General features: G+C 43.0%; 15 protein-coding genes. 5 read left to right on the plus strand and 10 right to left on the minus strand.

Going from position 1 to position 19,450, the window contains the following annotated elements; all coding sequences use genetic code 11:
- Positions 1–29: 29 nt before the first annotated feature.
- From RB604_RS21145 to RB604_RS21160, 4 genes are all read right to left on the minus strand, one after another.
- Positions 30–791, minus strand: a complete 762-nt coding sequence (locus RB604_RS21145; protein ID WP_007482206.1) for a DUF1295 domain-containing protein — start codon at positions 789–791, stop codon at positions 30–32.
- Between the two features lie 136 nt (positions 792–927).
- Positions 928–2,271 (minus strand): citrate/2-methylcitrate synthase, encoded by a 1,344-nt coding sequence (locus tag RB604_RS21150; protein ID WP_005933424.1) that lies wholly within the window; start codon positions 2,269–2,271, stop codon positions 928–930.
- Positions 2,272–2,298: 27 nt separating this feature from the next.
- Entirely contained in the window at positions 2,299–3,507 is a 1,209-nt protein-coding gene (gene icd / locus RB604_RS21155; protein ID WP_288203971.1) for an NADP-dependent isocitrate dehydrogenase, read from the minus strand.
- A 44-nt stretch (positions 3,508–3,551) separates the two neighbouring features.
- Entirely contained in the window at positions 3,552–5,810 is a 2,259-nt protein-coding gene (locus RB604_RS21160; protein WP_055294889.1) for an aconitate hydratase, read from the minus strand.
- Positions 5,811–5,906: 96 nt separating this feature from the next.
- Here RB604_RS21160 and RB604_RS21165 point away from each other — a divergent pair, with 96 nt between their 5' ends.
- Positions 5,907–7,811: an AAA domain-containing protein gene (locus RB604_RS21165; RefSeq protein ID WP_007482204.1), complete on the plus strand. Its 1,905-nt coding sequence runs from the start codon at positions 5,907–5,909 to the stop codon at positions 7,809–7,811.
- 83 nt (positions 7,812–7,894) lie between these two features.
- On the opposite strand, the gene ilvC is transcribed toward RB604_RS21165, so the two are convergent.
- The 5 genes from ilvC to ilvD form a co-directional block, all read right to left on the minus strand.
- Complete coding sequence (gene ilvC, locus RB604_RS21170; protein WP_005933431.1) at positions 7,895–8,941, minus strand: ketol-acid reductoisomerase; 1,047 nt, start codon at positions 8,939–8,941, stop codon at positions 7,895–7,897.
- Between the two features lie 62 nt (positions 8,942–9,003).
- Entirely contained in the window at positions 9,004–9,747 is a 744-nt protein-coding gene (locus RB604_RS21175) for an acyl-[acyl-carrier-protein] thioesterase (RefSeq protein WP_005933433.1), read from the minus strand.
- Positions 9,740–10,309 (minus strand): acetolactate synthase small subunit, encoded by a 570-nt coding sequence (gene ilvN / locus RB604_RS21180; protein WP_005933435.1) that lies wholly within the window; start codon positions 10,307–10,309, stop codon positions 9,740–9,742. The genes RB604_RS21175 and ilvN overlap by 8 nt, the downstream gene beginning before the upstream one ends.
- Before the next feature lie 44 nt (positions 10,310–10,353).
- Positions 10,354–12,048 (minus strand): biosynthetic-type acetolactate synthase large subunit, encoded by a 1,695-nt coding sequence (ilvB, locus tag RB604_RS21185; RefSeq protein ID WP_055294819.1) that lies wholly within the window; start codon positions 12,046–12,048, stop codon positions 10,354–10,356.
- Positions 12,049–12,072: 24 nt separating this feature from the next.
- Entirely contained in the window at positions 12,073–13,872 is a 1,800-nt protein-coding gene (gene ilvD / locus RB604_RS21190) for a dihydroxy-acid dehydratase (protein ID WP_007482200.1), read from the minus strand.
- A 461-nt stretch (positions 13,873–14,333) separates the two neighbouring features.
- Here ilvD and RB604_RS21195 point away from each other — a divergent pair, with 461 nt between their 5' ends.
- Entirely contained in the window at positions 14,334–14,906 is a 573-nt protein-coding gene (locus RB604_RS21195; protein WP_055294817.1) for an FKBP-type peptidyl-prolyl cis-trans isomerase, read from the plus strand.
- 104 nt (positions 14,907–15,010) lie between these two features.
- On the opposite strand, the gene RB604_RS21200 is transcribed toward RB604_RS21195, so the two are convergent.
- Complete coding sequence (locus RB604_RS21200) at positions 15,011–16,297, minus strand: L-cysteine desulfidase family protein (RefSeq protein ID WP_021935891.1); 1,287 nt, start codon at positions 16,295–16,297, stop codon at positions 15,011–15,013.
- A gap of 660 nt (positions 16,298–16,957) precedes the next feature.
- On the opposite strand from RB604_RS21200, the gene RB604_RS21205 reads away from it, so the two are divergent.
- From RB604_RS21205 to RB604_RS21215, 3 genes are read left to right on the plus strand one after another with little or no spacing between them, the layout of a single operon-like run.
- Entirely contained in the window at positions 16,958–17,905 is a 948-nt protein-coding gene (locus RB604_RS21205; RefSeq protein WP_229103611.1) for a PCMD domain-containing protein, read from the plus strand.
- A gap of 12 nt (positions 17,906–17,917) precedes the next feature.
- Positions 17,918–18,691 (plus strand): porin family protein, encoded by a 774-nt coding sequence (locus RB604_RS21210; RefSeq protein WP_005933452.1) that lies wholly within the window; start codon positions 17,918–17,920, stop codon positions 18,689–18,691.
- A 25-nt stretch (positions 18,692–18,716) separates the two neighbouring features.
- A complete protein-coding gene (locus RB604_RS21215; RefSeq protein WP_055294813.1) occupies positions 18,717–19,418 on the plus strand; it encodes a calycin-like domain-containing protein in 702 nt (233 codons plus the stop codon).
- The last annotated feature ends 32 nt before the right edge of the window (positions 19,419–19,450 follow it).

Genomic DNA, 19,450 nt, shown 5'->3' on the forward strand with positions numbered 1-19,450 from the left:
AGCATCCGTGTTTTCTTGAAAAGAATCAATTAATATATAAATGGAAAGATACGTTTCCGACTACCGACCGCCTCACCGAACTCTTCGCGATAACGATGCCAGATAGCATTGGCACGAGGTACAAGATTGGCAAAAGTCCACCATAAAAACACGGTTCCCGAAAGAGACCATGTAAGTATGGCCCATCCTGTCCACTCCACTATCTCACCGAAATAATTAGCTGAAGTGACATAACGGTACAAGCCTCCGGAAGGAAGATAATGACGGGTATCCCCCGGGGTTCGAAGATGCCGGATTATATAGTCGGAATGACAATTAATACCCATACCTACAAAAAACAGAACTGTACCTAATATAAATTGCGGCGCAGCAAACCATTGAGAAGTATACCTATCTGCAGGAGAAAGATAAAATATCCATTCACCCTGCATAAAACCATTCAGAACATTAAAAAGAACTCCCATCAAAAGGATAGCAACCGGCATTCGGCCTTTTCCTTGCAATAAACAAGGAAAAACAAACGAACGCTGAAAATAATGAAGTTGAAAGAAAAAGAAAAAAGTCAGTTGCACGGGTAAGAAACGACGGTCGGAATACCACCACATCCATATCATCACTAAAAAGACCGGTACCTCCATTAGCATCCATGCCAATTTATTATTGACAGAAAGCCCCCAAGCTGCACTACGAAACATACCATAACCAGCCTTCACAAAATAAAGCGCAATAAAAACAAGCGCTGCTACCAAAGTCATTATCCAAAGAAAAGATCCAAAGGTTTCCGCATCCATAGTCATGTGTTTTTACGACAAGCAAAGATATAGAAAAACCTGATTATTACAAAGAGTTTTCTTACAGAAGAGTGCCACAAAAAAGCTCCCATCCTTTTCAGAATGAGAGCAAACCAAAATAAAATCATTCAGAGAATCAACGCTTACTCAAAGGGATGTATTGCCCCACTTCCAGTACATTCTTATATGCCGGACGAATAATACGTTTCCCCTCGAAGTTCAACTCCTCATTGCGATGCGCACACCACCCCACAATGCGTGCCATAGCAAACAACGGAGTATAAATTTCCTGTGGCAAACCGATCATCTCATACACAAAACCAGAGTAGAAATCAACATTGCTCGACACGGTTTTACCATTATTTTTTATCTTGCCAAACATGGCGATAGCGCGTTCTTCCAATAACTCAAGGAAAGCAAATTCACGCTCACGCTTTTTCTCTTTTGCCAAATCACGAGCCAACTCTTTCAATAACAACGCACGGGGATCGGAAATGGTATATACCGCATGGCCGATACCATAAATCAATCCGGTTTTATTGTACACCTCCTTATTAAGCATGCGGGTAAAATAGGTATCTATTTCATCGACATTAGTCCAATCTTTGATATTTTCCTGAAGATGGTGAAACATATCGACCACCTGAATATTGGCTCCTCCATGAAGCGGTCCTTTTAATGAACCGATACCGGCGGCAATAGACGAATACGTATCCGTACCGGTAGAAGAAGTTACCCGAACGGTAAACGTAGAGTTATTACCACCACCGTGTTCTGCCTGAAGCATCAGTAAAAGATCAAGCGTACGGGCATCCAACTGAGTGTAGTCTTTTTTCAGCATATAAAGAAAGTTCTCGGCTATGGAAAGATTCTCCTGCGGGTGACGGATATGGAGCGAACGACCGAAAGTTGCATGGCGTAACATGTTATAAGCATACGCGATGATAGTGGGAAACTTCGAGATAAGGTCGATACTTTGCCGCATCAGGTTATCACGCGATGTATCGTCCGGATTGGCGTCAAAACGATACATCTCGAGCACGCTGCGAGCCAGAATATTCATGATATTGTTTCCCTCGAGTTCGATAATATTCATTTTTGTCTTCTGTTCCAACGGCATATTATCATTTACCAGTTCACGAAAGGAAGCCAATTCTTCTTTATCGGGCAGGCGACCGGAAAGCAGCAGATAAGCCACTTCTTCAAAACCATAGCGTTTCTCTTTCATAGCGGCATGAGCCAGATCTTCAAGATCATATTGGCGATAAAACAATTTTCCGGGAATCGGTTTCAAACCACCTCCGGGAATACGTTCATAACCAACAACATTGCCAACTTTAGTAAGGCCTACCAATACTCCGGTACCGTCTTCATTACGTAATCCGCGCTTTACATCATACTTCGGGAAAAGCTCATTATCGATCCGGGTACAGTCTTTCATGTCCTCAGAGAGCTTATAGACCAAATATTCTTTCTTCATAACCGTATTTATTTTATTATCATTTACTTAACTTCTTATTCTCTCTATAATCTCTCTGGTAAAAGCAGATGTGGAAAGAGACTTGCCTCCAGGCATGAAACGGGCCAAATCTGCCGTAGCACGGGCATCACCAAAACTATGTTCAAGCGCCATCGTTATACGGTCGGCAGCCTCTTGCCAACCCATATATTCGAGCATCATTACCGCAGAGAGTATCAACGAACAAGGATTCACGATATCTTGTCCGGCTATGTTGGGAGCAGTGCCATGAGTAGCTTCAAAAATAGCATGCCCACTGACATAATTGATATTAGCTCCCGGAGCGATGCCGATACCGCCTACCATGGCAGCCAACTGATCGGAAATATAGTCACCATTCAAATTCAATGTGGCAACCACCGAATATTCTTCAGGCATCAACAGCGTGTTTTGCAAAAAGGCATCGGCAATGCAATCCTTGACAACCAACCGCCCCTCCGCCAACGCATCACCAAATTCCCGCTGTGCCAATTCATATCCCCACTTTTTGAAACCTCCTTCGGTGAATTTCATTATATTCCCCTTGTGTACCAACGTGACGGAAGGCAAATGATGATCGAGCGCATATTGACAGGCAGCACGCACCAAACGCTCCGTTCCTTCCTTAGACACAGGCTTCACCCCAAAAGAGGAGGTTTCGGGAAAGCGGACTTTCGTCACTCCCATCTCATCCCGCAAAAAACGATAAAGTTTCTCTGCTTCCGGAGTACCTGCCTCCCACTCGATACCGGCATATATATCCTCGGTATTCTCACGGAAAATGGTCATATTGACTGTTTCCGGGGCCTGCAAAGGAGAATGCACTCCCACAAACCAGCGCACCGGACGCAGGCATACATATAAATCAAGTGTCTGGCGCAGAGCCACATTCAACGAACGAATCCCCCCACCCACAGGAGTGGTCAACGGCCCTTTGATACCGATAAGATATTCTTTAAAAGCATCCATTGTCTCGTCGGGCAACCACGAACCGACAGAGTGATAAGCACGTTCACCGGCAAGCACTTCAAGCCACTCTATCCTACGGCGGCCACCATAAGAACTATCAACAGCCGCATTTACAATAGCCCGCATAGCGGGAGTTATCTCTTCACCCACACCGTCACCGGTAATAAAAGGAACGGTCGGAATATCCGGTACAGACAAAGTACCGTCAAGTTGTTTAGTAATTTTGTTCATAATCGATAATGTGGCAATTTGCCAATATGTTCATGTACCCATTGGCTGCACACGTATTTTTTTTAATAACACAATGACAAATTATTATTGAGGGCAGATCCTGCACGGAACCATGCTATTTGCTGCTCATTATAGGTATGCTGTACGGCAAAACTCTCTTTGGTTCCATCTTCGTGATGAACCACCACCTCAAGGTCGCGTCCCGGAGCAAAGTTTTGCAAACCAGTTACAGAAAGCAGGTCATGTTCTTGTATGCGATCATAATCATCCTTATCCTTAAAAGTAACAGCCAACATACCCTGCTTCTTCAGATTGGTTTCATGAATACGGGCAAAACTCTTGGCAAGAATTACTTTTACATTCAGGAAACGAGGTTCCATAGCCGCATGTTCACGACTGGAGCCCTCACCATAATTTTCTTCGGCAACAACCATCGAAGCAATTCCTTCTGCCTTATACATCTTAGCCGTACCGGAAACAGGCCCATAAGTATTTGTCAAGCGATTCCACACACTATTTGTCTCACCGTTAAAAGCATTGACCGCTCCCATCAGCATGTTATCGGAAATATTCTCTAAATGCCCGCGAAAACGCAACCACGGACCTGCCATCGAAATATGATCAGTAGTACACTTCCCTTGTGTCTTGATCAGCAAAGGCATATTCAATAAGTCGTTTCCATCCCATGCCGGGAAAGGAGCCAACAATTGCAAACGCTTCGACTGCGGATCGACCCTGATTTCAACTTCTGTTCCAACAGGGGCCAAGTAGCCACTGGCAGCCGAAGTGAAACCATACACAGGTAATTCATCTCCCACCGGTTCACTGAATTTCACTTTCTTCCCCTCATGCGTAAGCAAACGGTCTTTTAAGGGATTGAAACAAAGATCACCGGCAATGGTGAGTGCCATTACTATTTCGGGGGAAGCCACAAAAGCAAATGTATTCGGATTACCATCCGCCCGTTTGGCAAAATTGCGGTTGAAAGAGGTCACAATCGAGTTTTTACGGGTAGGATCGTCTGTATGGCGTTTCCACTGCCCGATGCAAGGCCCACAAGCATTTGCCATGATCGTTGCCCCTATTTGGCGGAAAAGAGTAATCATTCCATCCCGTTCGGCAGTAGCCCTGATTTGTTCACTTCCGGGATTAACAATAAGCGGCGCAGCAATGGCCACGTCCTTCTCCAATGCCTCACGGGCAATAGAAGCAGCACGACTGAGATCCTGATAGGATGAATTGGTACACGACCCGATAAGCCCTACTTCCATTTTACGGGGATAACCGTTCAGCAGTACTTTTTCTGCAAATTCAGAAATGGGAGTAGCCGCATCAGGAGTGAACGGCCCATTGATATAAGGTTCCAGTTCTGAAAGATTTATTTCAATAATACGGTCATAAAATTTCTCGGGCAGCGCCATCACTTCATCGTCAGCACGAAGATCGGCAGTTACGGACTCCGCCAACAAGGCAACTTCTTCACGACCGGTAGCACGCAGATAAACGCCCATACGTTCATCATAGGGAAAAAGCGAAGTAGTAGCCCCTACTTCGGCACCCATATTACAAATCGTAGCTTTTCCGGTTGCTGAAATAGATTCCGTACCGGAACCGAAATATTCAATAATGGCGTTAGTGCCACCCTTCACAGTCAAGATACCGGCCAATTTAAGAATAACATCTTTGGGAGTTGTCCAACCGTTAAGTTCTCCGGTCAACCGGACACCAATCAATTTGGGCATCTTCAATTCCCATTCCATACCCGTCATCACATCTACCGCATCGGCACCTCCTACCCCAATAGCAACCATTCCCAAACCACCGGCATTCGGTGTATGAGAATCTGTTCCTACCATCATTCCTCCGGGAAATGCATAATTTTCTAATACGATCTGATGGATAATTCCCGCTCCCGGTTTCCAAAAGCCGATTCCATAACGGGAAGAAACATCGCGCAGGAAATCGTATACCTCCTCGTTCGTCTTAGTAGCAGTGGCTATGTCTTCGCTCGCTCCCTTATAAGCCTGTATCAAGTGGTCGCAATGCACTGTTGAGGGAACAGCAACGCGTTCCTTACCGGCATTCATAAACTGCAATAGAGCCATCTGTGCAGTAGCATCCTGCATAGCTACCCGATCCGGACGAAAATTCACATAATCTTCCCCACGTTTATAATCCCTCAAACGGGCTTCCTCAAAAAGATGAGTATACAAGATTTTTTCTGCTAACGTAAGCGGACGTTTCAGCACACTCCTTACACGTTCCATTTTCCCTTTATAGGCTGAATAGAAGCTTCTTATCATGTCTATATCATACACCATATGCATTTATATTTTAAAACTGTATATGTATTATTAACGAACAAGCGCGCAATAATGTTTAACGAACAATGTTTAATATTCAAACATTAGCCACAGATGAATAATAACAAAATTGATCCCGGTTCTCCCCTTCTCGCCCTTCAACAGCAACAGATTTTGCTACGTATGGAATATGAATATGAGAAAGAGGAATTCCAACGACAGACGGAAACAATGGGTATTGCCCGAAAAGTAAAGCGCGGACTCTGCTGGTATCCGGTACAAACAGGTCGAAATTATTACAACTCCTTGAACCAACTCGTCATAGAAATTATCCGAACGGAAGATAAGGATATTGAACACGCTTTTGAATTTGGCCGTCCGGTCTGCTTTTTCCAACAGGACTACAACGGGAAAATTAAATATATGAACTTCACCGCTACTGTAAGTTTTGCCGACGAAGAACGAATGGTAGTGGTTTTGCCCGGCACGAGTGCTCTGCTCGATGTACAAAATGCCGATTATTTAGGAGTACAGTTATATTTTGACGAGACTTCTTACCGCGCTATGTTCAATGCACTTGAAGATGTTCTTCGCGCCAAAGGCAACCGGCTTGCCGAATTACGTGACACATTGCTCGGAACTCTTCCCATCCGTCGGAGAGAACTTTATCCGGTCCGGTTTCCCTGGTTGAATTCTACACAAGAAGAAGCTGTCAATAAAGTACTTTGCGCCAAAGATGTAGCGATTGTACATGGTCCTCCGGGAACCGGAAAAACCACTACTCTCGTAGAAGCCATTTATGAAACCCTACACCGAGAAAATCAAGTACTCGTCTGTGCACAAAGCAATACAGCCGTCGATTGGATTGCCGAAAAGTTGGTGGATCGCGGTGTCCCTGTGCTCCGTATCGGAAATCCGACACGCGTAAATGATAAAATGCTTTCATTCACGTATGAACGACGCTTTGAAAACCATCCGGCCTATACAGAACTATGGAGCGTGCGTAAATCCATTCGCGAGATAAGCGGACATATCCGCAAGGGAAATTATAGTGAGAGGGAAAGCATGCGCAATCGCATCAGCCGTCTGCGCGACCGCGCCACGGAACTGGAAATACTTATTAATGAAGATTTGTTCTCTTCCGCACGAGTCATCGCCTCCACACTTGTCAGTAGCAATCACCGCATTCTCGAAGGCCGCCGTTTCAGTACTCTTTTCATCGACGAAGCAGCACAGGCATTGGAAGCCGCCTGCTGGATTGCCATCCGTAAAGCCGACCGCGTTATTTTTGCCGGTGATCACTGCCAACTCCCTCCTACCATCAAATGCATCGAAGCTGCCCGTGGAGGATTAGATCAGACTTTAATGGAAAAGGTCGTAACAAACAAACCTGTTTCCGTTTCCCTTCTCAAAGTACAATATCGCATGAACGAAGCCATTATGCGCTTTCCTTCCGAATGGTTTTATAACAACCAGTTAGAATCTGCTCCCGAAGTACGCCATCGTGGCATCCTCGATTACGATACCCCTATGGTTTGGATCGATACCTCGGAATTGGAATTTCATGAAGAATTTGTAGGCGAAAGTTTCGGACGAATCAACAAACCCGAAGCAGACCTTTTAATACAGGAACTCAAAAATTACATTCAGAGAATAGGTGAAAATCGTGTATTCGACGAGCGAATCGACTTCGGGCTTATTTCTCCATATAAAGCCCAAGTGCAATATCTAAGAAACAAAATAAAAAGCAGCAGCTTTTTCCGCCCCTTTCGTGAATTAATTACTATAAACACCGTAGACGGCTTTCAAGGACAAGAAAGAGATGTCATCTTTATCAGCCTTGTACGAGCCAATGAAAATGGTCAGATAGGCTTTCTGAATGACTTACGAAGAATGAATGTCGCCATCACCCGTGCACGCATGAAATTAGTCATATTGGGAGAAGCCCAAACCCTGACCCGGCACGCCTTTTATAAAAAGCTGATGGAATACGTAGAAAAAATGATAAGTGATAAGTGATGAATAATGAGCGATTAGCGATAAGTGATTAGTGCCATGCGGATTATAGCGCAGCCATTAATCACTTATCACTTATTATTATTTTAATTGTTTTCCGGACGAAGTTTGCGAACCGTCACAGCAGTCTGCCACATTTCGCTCTCACGTAACTGACGAAGTTCTTCATTCAGTTTTTCACGATAATCCGGTTGAGAATTGCTGTCAATAGAGATTTGTGCTTCGTTACCGGTTTTTACACTCTCATATAATTGCTGCATCACCGGTTTGATGGCATCATGGAACGGGCCCATCCAGTCGAGCGCACCACGCTGAGCAGTAGTGGAACAGTTAGCATACATCCAGTCCATACCATTCTTTGCAAACAAAGGCATCAGAGACTGGGTCAACTCTTCTACTGTTTCATTGAATGCTTCAGAAGGTGTATGACCGTTCTCACGCAATGTTTCATATTGCGCCAGCAACAAACCTTGAATAGCACCCATCAATGAACCACGTTCTCCGGTCAAGTCAGAATAAACTTCACGTTTGAATGTCGTTTCGAACAGATAGCCCGAACCTACGCCAATACCCAAAGCTATCACACGATCATAAGCACGGCCGGTAGCGTCTTGGAAGATAGCGTAAGATGAATTCAATCCACGGCCTTCGAGAAACATAGTACGCAATGAAGTACCCGATCCCTTCGGAGCAACAAGGATTACATCCACATCAGCAGGAGGAATGATACCGGTACGTTCTTTATAAGTAATGCCGAAACCATGAGAGAAATAAAGAGCTTTGCCCGGAGTAAGATTCTTCTTCACAGTAGGCCATACCTCGATCTGAGCCGCATCCGAAAGCAGATATTGGATAATGGTTCCACGCTGGCATGCTTCGTCTATATCAAACAAAGTTTCGCCCGGCACCCAACCGTCAGCTACCGCTTTCTCCCAAGTCTTACCACCTTTACGCTGTCCGACAATCACGTTGAAACCATTATCACGCAGGTTCAGTGACTGACCGGGGCCCTGTACACCATAACCGATTACGGCAATTGTTTCATCTTTTAATACTTCACGAGCTTTTTCCAACGGAAATTCTTCGCGGGTTACTACATTTTCCATAACACCGCCAAAATTCATTTGTGCCATTTTTGTTTTTAATTTTTAAATGGTGGCATAGCCACCTGTTTATTATACAATCTAATTTTATCTTATTCAAATAATACCTTCGAACGGCAAACCACCTCTTCGCCGTTCTTTTTTACCTCTATGTGATATTCATTCTCCGAAACCTCTTCCTGAAAGAAAGATAATTGATCGCCATAGTAACTCTCGGCCACATAAGCCATTTCAAACCGGCGAATATGCTTTGTTTTATAAAGTTCTATAGGAAACAAATCCAGAATATGCTCAATATAACGGATACTGTTTACATGTCCGTTTATATCGATATCGCTATATTTGGCAGTAATCGTCGCCACAGGTTCTTTTGTAGTCACTTTAATACGCGACGGCTTTTCAATCGGACAAGGTTCGTCACAGACATAATCAACGATACTCCCTCCGTGCAATGTCAGCAAATCGGCCGGTTTACGGGTATTCAAATTAATCATTGCCCATACGGAACGGGCATATCCTATCTTTTTCCCATCTTTATTGATCACTGCAAAGTTACGATCTGTAAAAAGACGGTACACATTCTCCACCCATGTCTGAACGCTGAATTCCTCATACTGGTAAGGCATTTCATCCAACTCGATAGCCAGACGCGAAAGTACCCAAGTATAATTATCCTCATTCAGGGTTGCAATCCCAAAACCACGGTCACTGGCATGAAAGCCCGCACAGTTCAACAGATGATTACCCAATACTCCCATCGTCAGACGTCCGTTAAAATCTACATGAAACGGTTCTGCAACAAATCTGTAAGTTCCTATTTTATTATTTTCACTCATCTTCCTGTTGTTTCTTACTTTGATTATAACGCGTTTCCCGGTCGGCAAGGAATTCATTCACCCGTTCAAAACAACTGGTAGTAATGGCCACACGTCCCGAACGAACAAATTGTAAAACACAATTCAGTCGGCGCAGTTCACTGTAAAGAGCTGTAATTTCTTCACTCATCCCATTCTTTTCGACAATAGCAAACACCGGGTTTACCTCGACGATACGTGCATTGTACCTGCGTATAATCCGGGAAGCCTCCGGATTGGCCTGAAACTCCGGACTGGATACTTTATATAGGGCAATTTCATGGAAATAAATCTCATCGTCCGTGAAATAATGCGCTTGCAACACATCGATCTTTTTCTCGATCTGCTTCACCACCTTTTCAATCGTATCCTTATCCGTCCATGCCGTAATCGTATATTTATGTACTCCCTTAATAGAAGATGCCGACACGTTCAAGCTCTCTATATTAATCTGCCTGCGAGTAAATACAGCCGTTATCTGATTCAGCAATCCTGCTATATTCTCCGAATGTACAATCAGTGTATATAATGTCTTATCACTCATAACTTTCCATTTTTTTATTCACCTTCTCCTCTCTCGAATCTCCCTCAGCATTCCAGCAACATCTGATTCACCGAGCCGCCCGGAGGTGTCATTGGCAACACATTTCCCTCTTCAATCACACAAGCCTCCAACAGATAAGGACCCTCCGTCTTAATCATCTCCGCAATGGCTTCCGACAGTTCTTCACGGGACATCACACGCCGGGACGGAATATCATAAGCAGAAGCAATCTTCATATAATCCGGATTCATCATCGGAGTGAAAGAGTATTTGCGATTGAAAAACATCGCCTGCCATTGGCGTACATTCCCCAAAAAGTTATTATTCAGCACAATAATCTTCACGGGAGCTTTCTGTTCCATAATAGTACCCAATTCCTGGATATTCATCTGAAGTCCGCCATCACCCATAAAAACACAGACAGTGCGATCGGGACGCCCGAAAGTCGCACCGATAGCGGCAGGCAGTCCGAACCCCATCGTTCCCAAACCACCGGAAGTGATGATACTGCGCTCTTTACTATATTTAAAATAGCGGGCAGACATCATCTGATTCTGACCGACGTCCGTCACTAAAATAGCTTTATTATGAGTAGCTTCACTCACCGCGCGTACTACTTCGCCCATAGTGAGTGTATCGGACATCGGATGCAGTTCCGGACGAATCACCTTCTCCTCTTCCATCCGTTCATAATCCGTAAAGCTTTCCAGCCATTCGGTATGTGTATTGGCTTGCAGTAGCTCTGTCACGGCAACCAAGGTCTCTTTGCAATCACCCAGCACGGCTATGTCTGCATGCACATTCTTATTCACTTCCGCCGGATCGATATCAAAATGAATGACCTTTGCCTGTTTGGCATAGGTAGCCAGATTTCCCGTTACCCGGTCATCAAAACGCATACCCACCGCAATAAGAACATCACATTTATTCGTATTAATATTCGGTCCTAAGTTGCCATGCATCCCCAACATACCCTTATTCAAAGGATGATCCGTTGGCAATGCCGACAATCCTAACAAAGTACATCCGGCAGGTATTCCCGCCTTCTCGATGAAATTGCGCAATTCTTGTTGGGCATTTCCCAATTCTACCCCCTGGCCTACCAGTACCAACGGACGTTCCGCATTATTTATCAACCCGGCAGCAATTCTCACTGCCTCCGGGTCTGTATCGGGCACAGGAACATAGCTACGGATATAATCTAACTTCGTCGGAACATATCCGGCTTTCTCTACTTGTGCATTCTTAGCAAAATCGAGCACTACCGGACCGGGACGCCCGCTTTTTGCGATATAAAATGCGCGGGCTACCGCCCAAGGTACATCTTCCGCACGCCGGATCTGATAACTCCACTTCGTAATAGGCTGGGTAATACCGACAAGATCGACTTCCTGAAAAGCATCCGTTCCCAAAAATACAGTACCTACCTGTCCTGCTATCACTACAATAGGAGTACTGTCGATCATCGCATCGGCAATACCTGTTATCGTATTGGTAGCTCCGGGACCACTCGTAACGAGGCAGACTCCCACTTCACCCGATGAGCGTGCAAAACCTTGTGCCGCATGAGCTGCCCCCTGTTCGTGCCGAACCAATATATGATTCAACGTATCCCGATGATCATACAGAGCATCGAATACCGGCATGATAGAACCTCCCGGATACCCAAAAATGGTCTCTACTCCCTGATATTCAAGAGAACGCATCAATGCTTCTGCGCCCGAAATTAAGTCTTTCATAATCCATAAATCAAATTCATAATTCTAAATCATTCTCACCGCTCCCTTATCAGCAGAGCTCACCATGCTGGCATAAGCTTTCAGACTCTTCGGAACAAACCGTTCCCGAGTTACCGGAGCCATCGGACGCGCAGCCAGTTCTTCATCAGTCAGTTTCACATTGATAGTACGCTCAGGAATGTTTATTTCAATCCAGTCTCCGTCTTGTATCTTACCGATATTCCCACCGGCCGCAGCCTCCGGAGAAATGTGTCCGATACTCAATCCCGACGTTCCGCCACTAAAACGGCCATCAGTAATCAACGCACACTCTTTTCCTAAATGTCTGGACTTAATATAAGAGGTGGGATACAACATTTCCTGCATTCCCGGACCACCCTTGGGCCCCTCATTCGTAATGACGACCACATCGCCACTGACCACTTTTCCACCTAAAATACCTTCACAAGCAGCTTCTTGCGAATCGAAAACTTTGGCCGGACCGGTAAATTTCCAGATACTCTCGTCTACACCGGCTGTCTTCACAACACAACCGTCTTGAGCTATATTTCCTTTCAAGACAGCCAATCCGCCGTCTTTGCTATAAGCGTGTTCCAAATCACGGATACATCCGCCGGCACGGTCCGTGTCGAGCTCCTTATAATAAGCATCCTGAGAGCCCAATACGAGATTGAATTTTCCGGCTGCCGCACTTGCATATTTTTTCAACGCTTTCTCACAAACATTCGGACTGGTAATGCAGAACTTATCGATCGCCCCGGCCAATGTCATACCATCCACCCGACGGACAGTCGTATCTACGAGCCCTCCTTTTGCCAACTCGTTCATAATGGCTATAATACCTCCTGCACGGTTCACGTCCTGAATGTGATATTTCTGCGTATTAGGAGCCACTTTACACAGACAAGGACTTTTACGGGACAACATATCGATATCATCCATCTTAAAATCGACTTCCGCCTCATGGGCAACGGCCAACAGATGAAGAACCGTATTCGTAGATCCTCCCATAGCGATATCGAGCGTCATGGCATTCAAGAAAGCCTCACGGGTAGCGATGCTCCGGGGCAATACACTCTCGTCTCCTTCTTCGTAATATTTAAAAGCATTCTCCACAATCAGTTTAGCAGCGTCCTTGAAGAGCTCGGTACGGTTCTCATGAGTAGCTACAATCGTTCCGTTGCCGGGAAGCGCCAACCCGATGGCTTCATTCAGACAGTTCATCGAGTTTGCCGTAAACATACCCGAACAACAACCACAAGTAGGACAAGCATTTCTTTCTATATCAGCCACATCGCTATCACTTACACTGTCATCGGCCGATTTGATCATAGCATCGATTAAATCAAGATGCTGACCGTTCCATTCACCGGCCTCCATCGGCCCCCCCGATACAAATACGGTAGGGATGTTCAATCGCATGGCAGCCATCAGCATTCCCGGAGTAATTTTATCACAATTGCTGATACACACCATTGCATCCGCCTTGTGGGCATTCACCATATACTCTACGCTATCTGCTATAATATCACGGGAAGGAAGCGAATAGAGCATACCGTCATGGCCCATGGCAATACCGTCATCAATAGCAATCGTATTGAATTCCGCAGCAAAACAGCCTAATTTTTCAATCTCCGCTTTCACCAATTGTCCTATTTTATGTAAATGTACATGTCCGGGCACAAACTGCGTAAACGAATTCACGATAGCGATAATGGGCTTCCCCATCTGTTCTTTTTTCATACCGTTGGCCCCCCATAAAGCGCGGGCACCTGCCATGCGGCGGCCTTGCGTACTGAATGAACTGCGTAATTGCTTTTTCATTTCCTGATTTCTTTTTAATTAAAGAGCCTTCCCCACGATAGTGAGAAAGGCTCTAATTATTTCATTTTATGGTACGAATACATACACAACCTTTCTCACGCTCTTGATGTGACCACCACGACGCGAATAATATGCAGGACTGCCAGGTTAATAGATGTATGAGTATTCATATCTTATTTCTTCTGTTAATTGTGCTGCAAAGGTAAGGGCTTTTTTATTATATCCAAACAAATTGAAGAAAAAAATCACCTAAAATTGAATAATCGTAAGAAAAGAGGGGTTTTATATCTAATTTTATCACTTTATAGTTCTAAAAGGAACCATTTTTCAAGTGCAACCGGATTGTGATAAAAGCGCTTAATAATCTGAAATTTACATAGTGTATTCTGACTGCCTAATAAATTATTCGTATCTTTGCAGCTACGCGGATATCCGCAATTACTAACTATATACAAAAATAAATGGAAACAGCAGAAAACAAGTACATCACCGTAGCGTATAAACTGTACACTACAGAAGATGGAGAAAAAGATTTAGTAGAAGAAGCCAAAGCAGAGCATCCATTCCAATTCATTTCCGGCTTGGGTACTACACTCGAAGCTTTTGAAAGCCAGATAGCCCCACTTAATAAAGGAGATAAATTCGAGTTCACCATTTCATCTCAGGATGCTTATGGCGAGTACAACGAAGAACATGTACTGGATTTACCCAAACATATTTTCGAAATCGACGGCAAATTCGATAACGAACGTATCTTTGCAGGTAATGTAGTACCTTTAATGGATTCCGAGGGCCGTCGCATGAACGGAACAGTAGTGGAAGTGAAACCCGATGTAGTAGTAGTTGACATGAACCACCCGTTGGCAGGTGCTGATCTGACTTTTGTCGGTGAAGTAATTGAAAGCCGTCCGGCCACCAACGAAGAAATACAGGAAATCGTAAACATGATGGGCGGCGGTTGCAGCTGCGGTTGTGGTGATTGTGGCAGCGACTGCGGTGACCATGAATGCGGCGAAGGCTGCGGATGCCATTAATAGTTGAAAGTTGAAAATTGAAAGTTGAAAGTTAGCTGCGCTATCATGCTGCATAGTAACTTTCAACTTTCAATTTTCAACTTTCAACTAAAACAAGCTTTTGGCTAACAGCGTTTGTGAGTCATAATATCCAATACCACCCTGTCCGTCTCATTCATACTTTGCGAACCGATACGGGTCAAGTTACGGATACTTTGATCGACATCCTCATCGATAATCCCTTCCACAGATGTCACACATCGATTTTCCATGGCCATTACGGCTGAAAGAACTGCGGTAGAAACACCGGTCGTTACTTTCAATGAACAACTGGGCTTTGCACCGTCACAAATCATTCCCGTCAAATTGGCGATCATATTTTGTACTGCATAAGCAACTTGTTCATAGTTTCCTCCCATCAGCCACGTAATGCCACAGCTCGAACCGGTAGCTGCTACTACACAACCACAGAGCGCGGATAAACGCCCCAGACTCTGTTTTATGTAAATCACCGTGAGATGGCTTAACATTAAGGCGCGGATAAGTTCCTCTTCCGATTTGCCATTCTCTTCTGCAAAAATCAGAACAGGTAAAGTTGCTGATATTCCCTGGTTACCACTACCCGAATTGCTCATTACCGGAATCATAGCTCCTGCCATACGGGCATCACAAGCTGCCGAAGTATAAGAAAGAATATGAGAAAAGACACTGTCACCCATTATCTGATGCTCATACCGTCCACGAAGTACCTTTCCCAAAGCATGCCCGTAATCTCCCTGAAAAGAGCTCTCGGCAGCAGCTTTGTTCAACCGGGCTGTCTCAAGAATAAAACGGATCTCCTCCAACGGGGCGGTTAAAGCAAAATCATAAACTTTCTTTAAGTTCAGGTCCAAGTTCTGCTCGTCCTGTTCTTCTGTTCCGACAGGTTGTTTACTAAACAATATTTCTTCACCGCGTGCTATATATATAAAGGTGGTATGCCCACCGGCAATAATTGCCGTAGCTACTTTCCCTTCTGCTTCGCAAAGCACTTCAATATAAAGTTTTTCCGCAATACCTTCTTTCAACGAAATACAGACACGCTTCTCATTTATATACTGTTTTCCCAACTTTACAGCCTCCGGTGTACTATCCTTTAATACTTCAAGCTGATACTCCGACTTTCCGATAATAGCCCCCAAGGCCACAGCGATAGGCAAACCGATCATCCCCGTTCCAGGAATACCTACCCCCATTGCATTTTTCAAAATGTTGGCACTCAAAAATACCTTTATATTCTCCGGCTTTGTTCCCAGTGTTTCTACAGCTTTTGCCACACACAACGCTACCGCAATAGGTTCTGTACAGCCAATAGCCGGAATCACCTCACGCCTCACCAAATCGATTATCTGTTTCCTTTCCGATTCAATCATGACTTTGCTATATTAATTGCTACAAATGTAATGAATATACTCTTTATATACACTAAAGTTTCAGATTTTATAAGCAGAATATGATTAAAACCACTCAACAATTTTGCCAGTTTTTCAATACAAAATATTCCATTATAAATCTCAAATTTATTCAATATTCCATAGATAATTTAACATTTAGAATATAAAAAGCTACTTCAATTATTTCATTAATAAAAACTCAATAAACTCTAATTAGTTCAGAAATACCGAGAAAAATAAAGAATTGATGAAAGTAGAATCATTCGATCAGAATCATATTACTTTAGGATTGGAACACTAAATTTTAAAAATAGACCTATTATATTGATTTTCAGTCTCCACTTTTAAAGAAATAGTATAAAAAGAACATAAAAAGACAAACCAAGATTTGATAAGTAGAATTTTAAACTTAACTTTGCACCACAGTTTTTTACGAATATTCCATCTTAATAAATTCATAACCAATAAAATATAATGAAATTAAAAACAATAATAACGAGTATATGCATTAGTTTATGCCTCGGTTCTTGTATCCAAGACGAAGCACCCAATGCAGAAGCAGATATTATATCATGTGTACTGCCCGATCCCAGCATTTTAAAATCAGATCCTACCATAACAAATAACAGTGTTATACTTATGGCTTATTCAAATATAAAAGATGGTATCAAACAGATAGCGCCTTCTTTCTCTTTAACTGAAGGAGCCACTATTTATCCACCGAATGGTACGGTACGAGACTTCTCTGAACCTCAAACTTACATTGTCACCTCTCAAGACGGACTATGGCAAAAGGAGTATAAAGTATTTGTGGATACCACTAATGTAAAACCTCAATTCAGTTTTGAGCATTGGAGAATCAAAGAAGGAACCAATGGTAAAAAATGGTATGAATTTTATGAAATAACCGATGCCGGACAGGAACAACCAATATGGGCAACAGCAAATCCCGTATATGCAATTATAGGAAGCGATGACCCTTTTACACATCCCACCGTTTCATACGATAAAGGTTATATAGGAAAAGGTGTGAAACTCGAAACTAAGACTACTGGTGCTTTTGGAGTAATGGTAGGTATGCCTATTGCCGCCGGAAATCTTTTCATAGGTTCATTCGATACACAAATAGCTATACCTAAGCCTCTGGAAGCAACTCAATTCGGTATGCCAATGGCTTTCAATCGTAAACCGATAGCATTTTCTGTATGGTATCAGTATACACCGGGAAAAGAGTTCACAGATAAAGATCAAAATGTCATTGAAAACAAAACCGATGTTTTTGATTTATATGCCATACTTTATGAGTCAGCAGATGGTAAAAAGCTGGACGGCTCTATCAATTTCAATGAAGATTGTATTATAGGTATTGCGCGAGTAAATGCTCCTGAGCCAAGTAAAGAATATAAAAATTTATATATTCCTTTTGTCTATCGCAAAGACCCTGATCGTGAAAAGTTATCAAAAGGGGAATATTATATGGCAGTAGTATTTTCATCGAGCCGGAACGGAGCTTATTTTGAAGGTGCCGTAGGTAGTACACTGATCATAGATGAAGCCAAATTAATACTTGAAGGTGATAACGAATAATACAAATATAAAATGAATAAAAAGATAATTTCCTTGTTACTTCTGCTTAGTATCGGTTGCTATACAACAATAGTACAAGCACAAGAGGAAAGAAACCAGAGTATATTAAAATCGTTGACTAAAGGATTAGAATATCGATTAAAAGCCGGATTTAACATTGGAGGCACTTCTCCCCTGCCCCTACCGGCAGAAATCAGAAAAATTAACAGTTATAATCCTACAACTGCCTTTTCTATTGAAGGAGACGTCGTAAAGACATTTAATAATAAATGGGGAATAAGTACCGGAATACGTTTAGAAACAAAAGGTATGAAAACCGATGCTACCGTAAAAAACTATCATATGAAAATGATAGCCAGTGACGGAGGGGAAATGGAAGGACAATGGACTGGTGGAGTAACTACTACCGTAAAGCAATCTTTACTGACAATTCCAGTTCTGGCTATTTATAAAGTCAGTAAACGATGGGAATTAGAGTTAGGTCCTTGGTTTTCTTATCTTACTTCCGGAGAATTCTTCGGAACTGCTTATGACGGCTATATCAGAGATGTAGATCCTACAGGTGAGAAAGTTAATGTTCTATCCGCTACCTATGATTTCAATAATGACCTACGTTCTTTCCAGTGGGGACTACAATTAGGAGCCCAATGGAGAGCATTTTCGCATTTGAACGTAACTGGGAATGTGACATGGGGAATGATGTCTATTTTTAAAAAAGATTTCGATACTATCACATTTGATATGTATCCGATATATGCGAACTTAGGATTCGCCTATGTGTTCTAAACATAAACGTTTAAAAAGAATTATTATGAAACAAAAATTACTTAAAGTAATGATTGCTTTTATTGCAATCGTAATGCCTAATCTTAGTTATGCACAAAGCCAGGAAGCTGCTGGTACGTACAATGGTACATTGGGGGTAAAAGTAGGAGGAATGCCCGCAGGGGACAGTACGGAAGACATTTATATCATAGCAGAAGATGCTAATCATATCAGATTAGAAATCAGAAATTTTAAGTTTTCTGTCGGGGGTTCAACCATAGAACTCGGAGATATCATAATCCCAAGTGTAGAATTACAGAAAGACGGAAATACAATCGTCCTTCTTCCCAAAGAAGATGTTAAAGTCAATTTACCGGACCCTATCGGTGAAGTTAGTGTAGATCTAAACAGATCCACAATAGTAGATAAAGAGATATCATTGATTCTTGTTGTAGAGACGACATACCCCGCACAATTAATAGTCGACGTTACATTTGAAGGAACCCAAACAAGTGGAAGCGGAATACAAAGCACTACTACAGAAAAACCAGTTGTGTATTACAATGCTGAAATAGATGCGCTTATCGTAGAAGGAGCAGAAAATCAAAAATATAACATTTATAACATAACCGGTGTACAAACTCTATCAGGTATCTTAAATACCAAAGAGATCAATGTAACAGCTTTACAAAGAGGTATATATCTGATCAAAATAGGAGATAACACGGTGAAATTCATAAAAAAATAAATTTCACAATCATTCCCAAATCAAGCTCCATC

The sequence above is a fragment of the Bacteroides salyersiae genome (genome assembly GCF_031172035.1).
GTDB classification, from domain to species: domain Bacteria; phylum Bacteroidota; class Bacteroidia; order Bacteroidales; family Bacteroidaceae; genus Bacteroides; species Bacteroides salyersiae.

Coding starts and splice junctions, on each gene's coding strand:
- ilvC (WP_005933431.1), bottom strand. CDS start 8,941: ATGGCACAAATGAATTTTGGCGGTGTTATGGAAAATGTAGTAACCCGC.
- ilvD (WP_007482200.1), bottom strand. CDS start 13,872: ATGAAAAAGCAATTACGCAGTTCATTCAGTACGCAAGGCCGCCGCATG.
- RB604_RS21165 (WP_007482204.1), top strand. CDS start 5,907: ATGAATAATAACAAAATTGATCCCGGTTCTCCCCTTCTCGCCCTTCAA.
- RB604_RS21205 (WP_229103611.1), top strand. CDS start 16,958: ATGGCTTATTCAAATATAAAAGATGGTATCAAACAGATAGCGCCTTCT.
- RB604_RS21195 (WP_055294817.1), top strand. CDS start 14,334: ATGGAAACAGCAGAAAACAAGTACATCACCGTAGCGTATAAACTGTAC.
- RB604_RS21175 (WP_005933433.1), bottom strand. CDS start 9,747: ATGAGTGAAAATAATAAAATAGGAACTTACAGATTTGTTGCAGAACCG.
- ilvN (WP_005933435.1), bottom strand. CDS start 10,309: ATGAGTGATAAGACATTATATACACTGATTGTACATTCGGAGAATATA.
- RB604_RS21160 (WP_055294889.1), bottom strand. CDS start 5,810: ATGGTGTATGATATAGACATGATAAGAAGCTTCTATTCAGCCTATAAA.
- RB604_RS21200 (WP_021935891.1), bottom strand. CDS start 16,297: ATGATTGAATCGGAAAGGAAACAGATAATCGATTTGGTGAGGCGTGAG.
- RB604_RS21145 (WP_007482206.1), bottom strand. CDS start 791: ATGGATGCGGAAACCTTTGGATCTTTTCTTTGGATAATGACTTTGGTA.
- RB604_RS21210 (WP_005933452.1), top strand. CDS start 17,918: ATGAATAAAAAGATAATTTCCTTGTTACTTCTGCTTAGTATCGGTTGC.
- RB604_RS21215 (WP_055294813.1), top strand. CDS start 18,717: ATGAAACAAAAATTACTTAAAGTAATGATTGCTTTTATTGCAATCGTA.
- ilvB (WP_055294819.1), bottom strand. CDS start 12,048: ATGAAAGACTTAATTTCGGGCGCAGAAGCATTGATGCGTTCTCTTGAA.
- RB604_RS21150 (WP_005933424.1), bottom strand. CDS start 2,271: ATGAAGAAAGAATATTTGGTCTATAAGCTCTCTGAGGACATGAAAGAC.